This is a genomic window from Alteromonas ponticola, assembly GCF_012911815.1.
In the GTDB taxonomy this organism is placed as follows: Bacteria; Pseudomonadota; Gammaproteobacteria; order Enterobacterales; family Alteromonadaceae; genus Alteromonas; species Alteromonas ponticola.
This window is the reverse complement of record NZ_JAATNW010000001.1, coordinates 527,175-539,016: the sequence shown is the minus strand read 5'-3', so window position 1 is coordinate 539,016 and position 11,842 is coordinate 527,175. Positions and strand designations below refer to the sequence as shown.

Genomic DNA, 11,842 nt, shown 5'->3' with positions numbered 1-11,842 from the left:
ATCATAGCGTAACATTCAACGATGACCTAGGAGTTCTACATGGAAAAAATGCCACAACTTGGAGTGGGAACATTTCGCCTCGAAGGTAAAGTCGCCAGACAGTCAGTGATGGATTCGTTAGATATCGGCTACCGACACATTGATACTGCCCAGATATATGGCAACGAAGAAGAGGTAGGAGATGCAATACAAACCAATGGAATTGACCGGGAAGAGTTATTTGTGACGACCAAGGTATGGTATGAAAAACTGGGTAGAGATCACTTTATTCCAAGTGTGCACACCAGCCTGTCCAAACTTAAAACCGACTATGTTGATTTACTGCTAATCCATTGGCCGTATCCCAACAATGATATTGCTATGGATGAATACCTGAATTGTCTGGCAGAAGCGAAGGAGCAAGGCTTGTGTCGCCATATTGGGGTTTCAAATTTTACCCTGAGTCAGATGCAGCAGGCTGTTTCGATTCTTGGTAAAAACACCATTTACACGAATCAGATCGAGTGTCACCCTTACATGCAAAATAGACAGGTGGTTGCAGCCTGTGAAGAACACAATATGAATGTAACTGCTTACATGCCACTGGCGGTTGGTAAGGTGATGAAAGATGATACGCTGTTGGCGATAGCTGAGAAGTATGCTGCCAGCCCGGCGCAAGTGACGCTGGCTTGGTTAGAGAGTAAGGGCATCTACGCAATTCCCTCTTCAACCAGCAGGAAACATTTGCAGAGTAATTTCGATGCACAAAAGGTTCAACTGGATGAACGGGATATCAGTCGAATTAACGAGCTGGATAACGGTGAGCGCATTGTTGACCCTGACTTTGCACCTGACTGGGACTGAGATTTATACCAGACATTTGCAGTAATGCTCCCAGGTCGTATTGATGTAATGAGGAACGCAAATTGGACCAGTCAGTCAGAGAAAACGCGTTAAAGCACTCTAAGCGCAGAGCTTTGGGCTGGTTAATTGCTGCGGCCAGTTTGTTTCTTTTAACCAGTGTATTAAAACAGTCACCCCTGGCAGTGGAGTTTGGCTTTTTAATTGGTTTGATTAAAATGTCGAGCGAAGCAGCGCTGGTAGGGGGGCTTGCCGACTGGTTTGCGGTAACCGCATTATTTAAGCCGATTCCTTCCCGTTGGCCTATTCCACACACCAATATAGTGGCCAACAACAAAGCCGTGATAGCAGAAAACCTGTCTGGCTTCGTAAAAGAGAAATTCTTCAACCCTCAGGCAATTGAAACCCTTATTGCCGAAAGCCAGCCGGCCCAGGGGGCTGCACGTTGGTTGATGGTTGAAGCCAATGCCGCAAAAGTCAGTCGCTATGTAAGTGATATGGCTGCGGGTGCGTTAAACGTGATCGACGATAAACCTATTCAGGCATTTCTCATCGCGGGATTTAAACGTGCAATTTATCGCATAAATCTGGGACCGCTTGCCGGCGGCACCCTCAGTGTACTTACTCGCAATAATCGCCATCAGGAAATTTTAAACCAGATTATTAGCCGCATCGCTAAAGTCTGTGAGCACCCAGAAACGCAAGCGATGATTGCCTTGAAGCTGCATGACTGGATGCGCACCGAGCATCGTCGATTAGAAAAATTTCTGCCCTCAACCTGGCTAAGTGAAAAAGGCGCCAACATTGCGGTCAAGGCAATTGCCAGCATGATTATAGATATCAATGAAGATCAACAGCATCCGGTACGGATTGCCTTTGATGAATATCTTCATGATTACATTAAGCGCGTTAGTCAGGAGCCTGAACTGGCGCAAAAACTGGATGAATTGCGCGTCCAATTACTCGAGAACCCATCGCTGCACAAATATCTGACAAAAATCTGGGTGGAGCTTAATGGGCGTATTAAACAGGACTTAAGCGAGGATGATGGTCATTTTCGAACCCATCTCACCCGGGCACTTGCCAACTTAGGTAAGGCGATAAACAGTGATGCAAAACTCGCTGCTTCGATAAACCGCCATATTGCTGAGGCGGGGCGATATATGGCACCTGAGTTAGCCGACTTTCTCACCGATCACATTCAGCGCACCATTGAAAGTTGGGATGAGCGTGATATGGCCTATCAGGTGGAGTTAAATATAGGGCGCGACTTACAGAAAGTGCGGATTAATGGCACCCTCGTGGGAGGCATTATTGGTGCATTGCTTTTTCTTATCGAAGTGGGAATTGAGCAGTTTTATTAGACGTTGTGGTAAATCAAATACAAATGCCCTGAGTCAGGGCATTTGTATATTACAAGTTTTGGTCGGGCTATTCGTCGGAGTAAAGACGACGGACTTTATCGTTCAGCGAGGCGTTTTCTAAAATTAACTCAACTTCGCGGTAGAGCATGATTTCACCTTCAACAACGCTGTCTGCACTGATTCTCAACCTGGGGATATTGTCGTTTCGCAACCAGCTATCATCATCACGCTTTTCCCATATGATGTTACCTTTTACCACCGTTGCATCAGCAAGCTCAATATCGCCGTTGTGGGTGGTAATATCCCTGCCAACGGTCGCGCCAGTCAATTGAATATCGCCATTTACCGTTTCTATATTACCTTTAATGTTTGCACCTGACTCAAAGTTCACGTCACCGTTTACGGTGGTCACATCACCATTAACATGGAGATTAGTGCCTGCTTCAATATCACCATTTACCACACTGGCATCTTCTATAGTGACATTATCGCCCATCTCAATACCCCCGTTAACGGTATCGACATCCCTGGCGATAACATTACTTGCCAACTCGATACCACCATTAACTGTGGAAAGGTCGCCTACTGAGTGCCCTTCATCAATATCAATGCCGCCGAGTACTGTACTAACTGAACTGCCTGGTTTATCACGATAGTCGCCGCCCACATGAACAATACAACCACTCAACGAGGCTGCAACGAAGAGAGTAGATAGTAATTTTAGGTGCATAAAACGTCCTGGATGTTCACTTTATAAGTTTGAATTTGTATCAAACTTTAGCAGACCGTATGCCAAAAATTAATCACTTTAAAATCAAAATGTTAGGATTTGCTGAAAAGATAGAAAAGCTGAAAGTAGCCTGAAATGCCAAAACTTGGCATTTCAGGCCAAAAATGGAGGATTATTCGTCTAATGGTGTGTCAAATTCTTCAGAAAGCTCGAAGTCGCCCTCAACGCTAGCAATTCTATCATCGTCAAATTGGATAATGAGCCGTTTTTGAAAATCTTCACCGCGTTTGCTCATTCCGCGTTTCATGTCGTAAACATAATACCACGTATCATGGTTAAAAGAGTCCTTCACAACCGGACGGCCTAACACGTAAATGACTTGTTCCTTAGTCATGCCTATACGTAACTTTTTGACGTCTTTCTCCTCAAGAAAATTCCCCTGAGGAACATCAATGCGATATATCCAGTCTGTGCAGCCTGCAAGGCCGCTTATAAACGTAATTAATAACAGTGATTGCAACAACTTCATGATATACAGATCCGCGGACTAGCCTTATCGTTAATTTTCTATTTTAGCGGGGAAGCATGCTACCCCGTACGATAGGACCAATCAACTGCTTATTAGTTCGATTCGACACTTTTCAACAATTCTCGGGCGTTGGCTAATGCTGAATCAGTAACTTTGTCGCCTGCCAGCAGTCGCGCCAACTCATCTATGCGATCTTGTTTAGTTAACGGAAGAATGCGAGTTTCAGTCTGATTTTCAGTACTCACTTTGGTTACAAATAGTTGATTGTGTGCCTGCGCCGCCACCTGAGGCAAATGGGTAACGCACATAACCTGAGATTTGCGCCCAAGCTGACGTAATAAATTGCCAACAATCGATGCCGTAGGGCCACTTATTCCCGCATCTACTTCGTCAAAAATCATGGTAGGTGTCACCTGACTATCCTGCGCAATCACCTGAACCGCCAACCCTATTCGAGAGAGCTCGCCACCCGAGACAACTTTTTCCAGCTTCTCTAAGCCTTGACCAGGGTTGGTGGATACCTTAAAGGAAATCTCATCTACGCCACTGGGCGTCGGACGCGCCTCTTCACGTTGAGTCACATCGATACTCACGATGGCGTGTGGCATATTCATTTGTTTAATCTGCTTTTCTACCTGCGAAGCCAGGGTTTTCGCCGCAACCAGACGTGATTCAGAGAGCTGGGTCGCCTGAGTGCAATAATGTGACCATGCATCATCAACCTGCTGCTGCATGCCTTCTAACTTCGACTCATCGGCCTGAAGCGCATTAAGCTCAGTTAAAATGGTCTGATGATGAGAATACAAATCTTCAGGTGCAACCATATGCTTTCTGGATAGCTCCATAGCTTTAGCAAAACGGGCTTCAATTTCCTGCATCGCTTCAGGGTCCAGATCGAATCTATCGCAATAACGTCGCAACTCTTTGGCGGCTTCTTCTATTTGTATCGATGCTTCACTTAGCATGGAGACAACTGGCGTCAGGTTGGCGTCGTTTTCCTGTAGCTGTTCCAGACCGTCCAAGGCACTTTGGATCATTGCTAATGCATTGCCTTCATCATTTTCATATAGAGTGAAAACACTATGTTGCGCTTCTTCAAGTAACGCCTGACTATTGCTGACGCGTTTGTGTTCCACTTCGAGTTCTGCAAACTCATCTTCCGCCAGACCAAACTCATCGAGTTCAGCCACCTGATAAGCTAAAAGTTGCTGACGATCAATGCGGGTCTGTGCTTCGCTTTGCAACCGGGAGAATTCTGATGTTATTGATTGCCAGTCGCGGTAAGCCTGTTTAACAGCGACAAGTAAGCCATCGTGTTTGGCAAAACTATCCACCAGATGACGTTGATGATCTTCTTTAAGCAGCTGCAGGTGCGCATTTTGCCCATGAATGGATATAAAATATTGGCCCAGCTGCTTTAACTGCTGTAAAGAAACCGGTGAACCATTGATAAAAGCTTTAGAGCGCCCCTCACGGGAAATGACTCGTCGAATGAAACAGCCATCAGCGACCTCTTCAGAAAGTAGTTCCAGCTCATCCAGCCAATTAATGGCTGGTTGGTTATCAGTCAGTGAAAAATGTGCAACAATTTCAGCTTTCTCAGCGCCACTTCTGACCGCGTTGGCGTCAGCGCGTGCACCTAAACACAAGCTCAGTGCATCAATAGCAATGGACTTACCAGCACCGGTTTCACCGGTTATTGCCGTCATGCCTTGTTCAAAACTCACTGAGAGCTGCTTGACAATAGCGAAGTTTTTGACTGAAAGATGAACTAACATATACCCACAATACTTTATAAATATACAGTAAGTGTAAATATATACAGTAGTGAGTGTTTGTAAAGTGATTTTTTAACTATTTATGTTGTATCTTACAGTAAACAAGCTAACGATGACTTCATAAACCTCGACCGCTGCAGCAATTGTGACACTGCCACAAGTTCAGTTTTCTCCCTACCGCGCATCCAAAGATGCGTTAGCTAAGTTTCCAGCTGGCTGAAAACCAGTTTATTTTCTACTCACCTTAAAAATGAGTGACTCTGTCTGAATGCAGGATTAATTTACTTCTAAAATCCTTAATCTTCACCAATAAATACGACACCTGGCAAAATTAAGTAGTACCAGGACTATTCAAGGAAGGATGCATGTTTAAGCTCAGGTTTGTGTTATTTTTAATCCTAATTTCGCTAGCAGAGACGAACGCTAGCGACGCGCTTTCCTTATCTGAAAAACTAAATCAACATGTAAAGAGTTACGTCGAGCAAGAGCAGTTTCAAGGCGTAGTTTTAGTCGCTCAAAAAGAAAATGTGGTCTTCAAAAAAGCATATGGTTACGCAGATATTGAAGGGAAAATACTCAACACTGTCAATAATCAGTTCTTAATCGGCTCACTTACCAAATCGTTTACCGCCGTCGCCATACTTAAGCTGGTGGAATTGGGCAAGCTTGATTTACATAAACCAGTCCAAACGTATATTCGCGAACTTAATCCAGCGCTTGCTGAAGGGCTCACCTTGCATCTGTTGTTAAAACATCAGTCTGGTTTATTACCTCATTTAGAAAGGTTGGTTCAGTTCGAAAACAAAGATGTGTCATCAAAGGAAATTCTGCACATCATTAACCAATCTAGGCTGTCTTTTGTTCCAGGCTCTTCGTACCAATATTCAAACCTGAATTACCACCTTGCAGCAATGGTGATTGAAAACGTAACCGACAAAAACTATCCGGAAGCGATGAAAGATTTGGTTTTTGTGCCTTTGGGGATGGCCAACTCCGGGGTAGAACGATTAAACCAGCTCCCTGCTAATAGAGCGAAAGGATACAGAAAAGGTTTTTTCGGCGTGAAGAATGATGAGAACATTGTATCTTACGCATTGGGTTCGGGTGATATTTACTCAACCGTCGGTGATCTGCTTAAATGGGACCAAGCGTTATATGGTGATGATTTTCTTTCACAGGAAATTATTCAGTTAGCCTTCAAAGAAGAGTCAAGTGCGTTAGGCAATTACGGCTATGGTTTTCGTATCAGAGAGTATCAACGGAGGGTAAGCGAAAACACAGGGACGCTGACTCGTCATGGTGGCTCTATGGATGGATTTTACTCAAATCTGCATCGCTATACAGACGATGAGTTGACCGTGATAGTGCTGGCAAATATACGTGCATTCCCCATCCGCGATTTGACGTTCGAATTAAAAGAAATTGCCTTAGGTGCCGAAATGTTAAATCGAAGTAGAGAAACGCTGGAATAATTTGGCTTACCTAGATTGTTCGCAATGATTGGATATGCGCATAATAACGAGTAGGGAACAGCTATCCCTACTCATGGTGGGAGAAGGTAGACCACTATAATTTCAACAACATCTTACCGGTATTTTTACCTTCGAACAGCATGTTGAGGCCATCGACTGCATTTTCCAACCCTTCAATCGTGTGCGCCCGGTATTGAATTTTACCTTGCTGAACGTACGGGGTCAGTTTTTGCAGTAGTTGCGGAATCTCGTTCCAATGATCCGGCATGGCAAAACCACGAATATTAATGCGCTTTTTAATCAGCGGTATCCAGTTCGGGCCAGCAGAAGGCTTTTCTGCCTGGTAGTCGGCAATCATGCCACACACTACGATACGACCATGCGCATTCATGCGATTGAATATGAGCTGTTGGATTGGGCCGCCGGTATTTTCGAAAAACACATCCACTTTATCAGGCGTTAGCTCTTCAAGTTTTGCTTTCAGGTCATCTTTTTTGTAATTAATAGCGCCATCAAAGCCTAATTGGTTAACGATCCAGTCCGCTTTCTCATCGCTGCCGACCACCCCAATTACCCGCAAGCCATCAGCCTTCGCAAGCTGGCCTACAATTGAACCTACTGAACCGGCAGCACCCGTGACAACGAGTGTTTCGCCAGCTTTGGGCTCACCGAAATTATATAAGCCCGTGGTTGCAGTCAGGCCGGGCAGGGCAAACACACACAACGCCATTTCTTCGGTGACACCGGGCTGCAATTTATTAAAGCCTTGTCCATCGCTTATCAGGTACTCCCGCCAGCCGGTCATGCCCATGACTTTGTCGCCAACGTTAAAGTCCGGGTGATTTGATTCAACCACTTCGCCCACGCCGCTGGAGCGCATCACTTCACCAATTTCAACCGGCGGGATATAGCTCTCTTTATCTTCGCTCATCCAGCCCAGCATCGCCGGATCCAGCGACATGTAAGTTTGTTTGATCAGCATTTCACCCTCACCGGGCGAAGGAATAGGTTGTTCTTTGAGGGTGAATAAGTGCTTTCCGATTTTGCCATCGGTAGGGCGCTGCTTAAGTACTAATTGCTTGTAAACTGCCATAAAATGTCCCGAATTATATTGTCTGATAACAATACGTTGTGGGGATGATGCCAGACGAAACAAGAGCTACAGTTTATCAATTACCCATGTTTACTGTGCTTTTTAATTTAAACGCATCAATACAGCTTGCTACCCCAATCCAGCTTGTTACGTAACACATTAAAATAGTTGTACCCCTTGGGATGAACCAATGCCAGCGTATCGGCACTTTTGCGTACGCGAATTTCATCGCCTGGCAGTACAGGCAAAACGATATGACTGTCACAACTGACCTGTAAACTGTCACTGTTCACTTTGGATACGCGCATAGAAACTTCACTGTTGGCATCCACCACTATGGGGCGGGAACTCAGCGTATGCGGGAACATGGGCACCAGTGTCAACGCATCTAGTCGCGGCATAATGATGGGGCCGCCGCCAGAAAGAGAATAGGCAGTAGAACCGGTGGGAGTTGCGACAATTAATCCGTCTGAGCGCTGGCTGAACACAAACTGGTCGTCAATATAAATCTCAAACTCCATCATATGGGCCACTTTACCGTGGTGAAGCACCACTTCGTTTACAGCGCAATTGTTGCTTTTGAGCTGTTCATGACGATAAACCCCCACTTCTAACAGAAAGCGCTGCTCCACCACGGTTTCACCAGCGAAAATCAGATCCAATTGTGAGGTGATTTCATCAGGGTTGATGTCAGTTAGAAAGCCTAAATTTCCACGGTTGACGCCCACTACATGAATATCGAAGCGTGACAACACGCGCGCGGCACCTAACATGCTACCGTCACCCCCCACAACCACAGCCAGATCAGCCTGTTTACCAATGGTGACCAAATTGGCAAATTGACTGTGTACATCGTCCATCTCAGCAGCAAGGCTTTCTTCTATCAGAATTTCACACCCCTTCTTTTTTAGGTAGGTGATCAGTTCATCGAGGCTGTCATGAATCGCTTCATGGCTGGGTTTGCCAATCAAACCAACAGTTTTATATAACATTAAGGTGCTGATGTCCGTAATAAAATCAGTGTTCTACCTTGGACATTAGCACATTTGAATGGAAAGTAGGAAGTGTTAGCGTGCGGTCCAGCCACCATCCAGGATCATAGTTTGGCCGGTAATGTTACGTGCGTGATCACTAATGAGAAAGCTCGCCGTAGCCGCTAATTCATCAATACTGATAAAGGCCTTTTTCGGCATGGGCTCTAACATGATTTTGTTAATCACCTCTTCTTCAGATATACCGTTTTCTTCGGCCTGAGCCTTTATCTGCTGTTCGACTAACGGCGTTTTCACATAGGCAGGACACAATGTGTTAATCGTGACATCACAATCACCGGTTTCTAGCGCGACGGTTTTGGCGAAGCCCAGCAAGCCGTGTTTGGCGGCGACATAGGCCGATTTGAACGGCGATGCAATTACCGAGTGAATGGAACCGACGTTAATGATACGGCCAAAATTGCGTTCACGCATACCGGGTAAGAATGCCTGTGTAAGCAGGGCAGGGCCAACCAGCATCACGTTAATTAGCTGCTGCCACTTTTCCGCTGGAAAGGCTTCAAGTTTTGCCACATGCTGAATGCCGGCATTGTTAATTAAAATATCAATAGGCGTAGCTGCCAAGCTTTCAGCGGCTTTGCGCACCTGATCAGCATTGCTGACATCAAGCGCAATAGGGGCGGCACTTAACTGCTTTGCGATTAATTTGTCACAGGCCGCAGTCGCCGCGTCGAGATTAATGTCGGCCAGCACCACGTGGTGTCCCTGCGTGGCCAGGTGTTCTGCAATACCAAACCCGATACCGCTGGCGCTGCCGGTGATGAGAATGTTTCTTTTATTCATGGTTGCTTCCGCTGTTTAACTTTTCGACGATGGTCATGACTGCCTGGATCTGGTGGCCCTCGGCGGTCGCGTAGTCTGCTGATGTATAACCCCACCAGTCCCAGCAGCCTTGGGGGTTTAATGGCATAAACATGGATTTTTTCGTTTGCGGATACACCACTACCATATTATTCGAGTCCGCCCATTCATTAAGGCCGGTATTCTTTACGTATTCGCTGCCCACTGCTTCAGCATATTGATTACAGCCGTGGAAACTGATGTGGACCTTACATTCAGCCCCTTCTGCGCAGCTTTTGGGAATGTAGGTGTAGCCAGTCTGGGCCATGGTTTTGGCCGCCTCACCGGCTAACTCTGGTTGACTAAACGAAACCACCTGACCGGAGAGTTCAGTAGATGGTGGCGTTAGGTTGCCCACAATTGAGGTTAGCATTTCACCTGCCGCATCATAATCGCAGTTGCCCAGATAGGGCGCATCGGATGACAAGCATGACCCTCCTTTTTCTCTGGTGGGAAATAAATGTGCGAAAGGCTTGTTGTCAATGTAGGTGACATTCTGTTCACCGGCCCATTGTTGATATTGCTGGCTCAATAAATCAGACGCCTCAGCCGTCACTTTGGTATCTTTGCTTCCATGGAATAACCAGACTTTATCGCCTTTGAGATTTTCCAGTGGCGCAATTTTGCCTTGTTCTGCCCAGGACGCGGCGGATTGATTCAACGAAGACAGATCTACCGGTTCTTCCATTTTGCTGACACATTGGTTCAGGGCCACGGTAATATCGTTCTGCCCACAATAGTAAGGGCCTGCCGCAATCACACCGGCACCGTTTACCGTGTCGCTGTGGGCGACATGAAATTGCGTTGCCATGTAGCCGCCCGAAGATAACCCGGAAACCGTCATATCAGACAAATCCAGATTCAATTCAGGCAAGGTGTCTTGTCCTAAAGCATTCAGCGACATTGACATCGCTGACAGTAACGTAAGGTGCGCCATCTTCATCATAAGGTTACCTGACAGGGTGAGTTAAAAATGTAGTGATCGTCTTCGCGTGCTGCTGAATATTCAATACGCCTTCAAGATGACCTAATTGACCTTCCAGCGTAAGTAATTTGCTTGATTGGCCTAACTGTTGGTTTGGACTGTCTGCCAAATAAGGCATTAACAGCAAATCGCTTGAGGAAGGTAAGAAAAGACTGGGGGCAGTGACTTTTTTAAGCCCTTTCGCAAGTGAATTATCATGACCTGCCACGTAAAGCTGACAGGCACGCGCCAGATAAAGCAGTGAATTGGGATCCATGTTTTCTGCGCGCGCTGCTGCGCGTTGCCGTAACCAGTCGACGATGCTGTGTGAACTTGCAATACTGTTAAGCGGTGCAGATTCCAATGGCATGTAATTTAACTGCTTGCCCTGGTTATTGAAAAATTCCGGGGTTAATGCCTGCTGGGTAATCAGCATCAGAGCCGCAGTTAAACCCGCCTTGGGTATATCATTAAGAGAATAGTGACCATTATTCCACTTTGCGTCTAATTTTATCGGTATGGTCCATTGCTCTAACAGGGCGGTCGTCCAGGCATCACTTTCACCTGAACCGATCACAGAAATTACCCGCTCAACCATTTCAGGGTAAGCCGCTGCCCAGTCAAGCGCCTGCATTGAGCCCATTGAGGGCCCAATCACGGCATGTAGTGAGTCAATCCCCAGACTTTGCAAGACGGCTTTTTGAATGTTGACAAAATCGCGAATGGTGACAACCGGGAAGTCGGTTCCCCAGGGTTTGTTGGTTGCCGGATTAATGCTGGCAGGTCCTGTGGTCACTACGTTTTCATCAAAAACATTCAGATTGGCCAGTGAATCGACACTGATAACAAAAAACTTATTGGTGTCAATCGCTTTGCCGGGGCCGATGATGGCGTCCCAGTAACCCGGTGCTGGATCATCCGGGTGGTACTTACCCGCGGCGTGTGAGGTACCGGTAAAGTAATGGGTAATTAATATGACATTGCTTTTATCCGTGTTGAGCTTGCCGTAGCTTTCCCAACCCACTTTTACTTCAGGCAATACTTCGCCATTGAACAAAGCAAACTCCTGAGTAGTAAAGGTCTGCTTTTCAACTAACAGTTCATCTTTTGCGGGTCTGGCCTCAGTAACAGCAGACAGGCAAAGGATAAGACAGATAAAAACTATTTTTTCCATGGGAGA

General features: G+C 46.0%; 11 protein-coding genes. 3 read left to right on the top strand and 8 right to left on the bottom strand.

All coding sequences use genetic code 11. From position 1 onward, the window contains the following. Window positions 1-39: 39 nt before the first annotated feature. Both dkgB and HCJ96_RS02335 read left to right on the top strand, forming a co-directional pair. On the top strand, window positions 40-843 hold the full coding sequence (gene dkgB / locus HCJ96_RS02340) for a 2,5-didehydrogluconate reductase DkgB (protein WP_169209405.1): 804 nt from the start codon (window positions 40-42) through the stop codon (window positions 841-843). A gap of 62 nt (window positions 844-905) precedes the next feature. Then, window positions 906-2,204 carry a DUF445 domain-containing protein gene (locus HCJ96_RS02335; RefSeq protein WP_169209404.1) on the top strand — a complete coding sequence of 433 codons (1,299 nt, stop codon included), beginning with the start codon at window positions 906-908 and terminating at the stop codon, window positions 2,202-2,204. Window positions 2,205-2,271: 67 nt separating this feature from the next. On the opposite strand, the gene HCJ96_RS02330 is transcribed toward HCJ96_RS02335, so the two are convergent. The 3 genes from HCJ96_RS02330 to recN all read right to left on the bottom strand — a co-directional run bounded on the left by HCJ96_RS02330 (window position 2,272) and on the right by recN (window position 5,241). Further along, window positions 2,272-2,934: a DUF4097 family beta strand repeat-containing protein gene (locus tag HCJ96_RS02330; protein ID WP_169209403.1), complete on the bottom strand. Its 663-nt coding sequence runs from the start codon at window positions 2,932-2,934 to the stop codon at window positions 2,272-2,274. 172 nt (window positions 2,935-3,106) lie between these two features. Further along, the gene (locus HCJ96_RS02325) at window positions 3,107-3,463 is read right to left on the bottom strand and encodes an outer membrane protein assembly factor BamE (RefSeq protein ID WP_169209402.1); all 357 of its coding nucleotides are present in this window, start codon (window positions 3,461-3,463) and stop codon (window positions 3,107-3,109) included. A 92-nt stretch (window positions 3,464-3,555) separates the two neighbouring features. Next, window positions 3,556-5,241, bottom strand: coding sequence for a DNA repair protein RecN (gene recN, locus HCJ96_RS02320; protein WP_169209401.1), 1,686 nt, complete (start codon window positions 5,239-5,241; stop codon window positions 3,556-3,558). Window positions 5,242-5,606: 365 nt separating this feature from the next. Between recN and HCJ96_RS02315 the strand changes: the two genes are divergently transcribed. Next, window positions 5,607-6,713 carry a serine hydrolase domain-containing protein gene (locus tag HCJ96_RS02315; protein ID WP_169209400.1) on the top strand — a complete coding sequence of 369 codons (1,107 nt, stop codon included), beginning with the start codon at window positions 5,607-5,609 and terminating at the stop codon, window positions 6,711-6,713. Window positions 6,714-6,807: 94 nt separating this feature from the next. On the opposite strand, the gene HCJ96_RS02310 is transcribed toward HCJ96_RS02315, so the two are convergent. The 5 genes from HCJ96_RS02310 to HCJ96_RS02290 all read right to left on the bottom strand — a co-directional run bounded on the left by HCJ96_RS02310 (window position 6,808) and on the right by HCJ96_RS02290 (window position 11,836). Further along, window positions 6,808-7,806 carry an NADP-dependent oxidoreductase gene (locus tag HCJ96_RS02310; protein ID WP_169209399.1) on the bottom strand — a complete coding sequence of 333 codons (999 nt, stop codon included), beginning with the start codon at window positions 7,804-7,806 and terminating at the stop codon, window positions 6,808-6,810. A gap of 116 nt (window positions 7,807-7,922) precedes the next feature. Then, entirely contained in the window at window positions 7,923-8,798 is an 876-nt protein-coding gene (nadK, locus tag HCJ96_RS02305) for an NAD(+) kinase (protein WP_169209398.1), read from the bottom strand. Window positions 8,799-8,873: 75 nt separating this feature from the next. Continuing rightward, window positions 8,874-9,641 carry a 3-hydroxybutyrate dehydrogenase gene (locus tag HCJ96_RS02300; RefSeq protein WP_169209397.1) on the bottom strand — a complete coding sequence of 256 codons (768 nt, stop codon included), beginning with the start codon at window positions 9,639-9,641 and terminating at the stop codon, window positions 8,874-8,876. Beyond that, window positions 9,634-10,635, bottom strand: coding sequence for an extracellular catalytic domain type 2 short-chain-length polyhydroxyalkanoate depolymerase (locus HCJ96_RS02295; protein WP_169209471.1), 1,002 nt, complete (start codon window positions 10,633-10,635; stop codon window positions 9,634-9,636). Before HCJ96_RS02295 ends, HCJ96_RS02300 begins: the two co-directional genes overlap by 8 nt. A gap of 13 nt (window positions 10,636-10,648) precedes the next feature. Next, window positions 10,649-11,836 carry an E22 family MetX-like putative esterase gene (locus tag HCJ96_RS02290; protein WP_169209396.1) on the bottom strand — a complete coding sequence of 396 codons (1,188 nt, stop codon included), beginning with the start codon at window positions 11,834-11,836 and terminating at the stop codon, window positions 10,649-10,651. Window positions 11,837-11,842 lie beyond the last annotated feature (6 nt).

Excerpts from the sequence above, each read along its gene's own strand:
- HCJ96_RS02300 (WP_169209397.1), bottom strand. The coding sequence starts at position 9,641 with ATGAATAAAAGAAACATTCTCATCACCGGCAGCGCCAGCGGTATCGGG.
- HCJ96_RS02330 (WP_169209403.1), bottom strand. The coding sequence starts at position 2,934 with ATGCACCTAAAATTACTATCTACTCTCTTCGTTGCAGCCTCGTTGAGT.
- HCJ96_RS02325 (WP_169209402.1), bottom strand. The coding sequence starts at position 3,463 with ATGAAGTTGTTGCAATCACTGTTATTAATTACGTTTATAAGCGGCCTT.
- HCJ96_RS02295 (WP_169209471.1), bottom strand. The coding sequence starts at position 10,635 with ATGGCGCACCTTACGTTACTGTCAGCGATGTCAATGTCGCTGAATGCT.
- HCJ96_RS02315 (WP_169209400.1), top strand. The coding sequence starts at position 5,607 with ATGTTTAAGCTCAGGTTTGTGTTATTTTTAATCCTAATTTCGCTAGCA.
- HCJ96_RS02310 (WP_169209399.1), bottom strand. The coding sequence starts at position 7,806 with ATGGCAGTTTACAAGCAATTAGTACTTAAGCAGCGCCCTACCGATGGC.
- nadK (WP_169209398.1), bottom strand. The coding sequence starts at position 8,798 with ATGTTATATAAAACTGTTGGTTTGATTGGCAAACCCAGCCATGAAGCG.
- dkgB (WP_169209405.1), top strand. The coding sequence starts at position 40 with ATGGAAAAAATGCCACAACTTGGAGTGGGAACATTTCGCCTCGAAGGT.
- HCJ96_RS02290 (WP_169209396.1), bottom strand. The coding sequence starts at position 11,836 with ATGGAAAAAATAGTTTTTATCTGTCTTATCCTTTGCCTGTCTGCTGTT.
- recN (WP_169209401.1), bottom strand. The coding sequence starts at position 5,241 with ATGTTAGTTCATCTTTCAGTCAAAAACTTCGCTATTGTCAAGCAGCTC.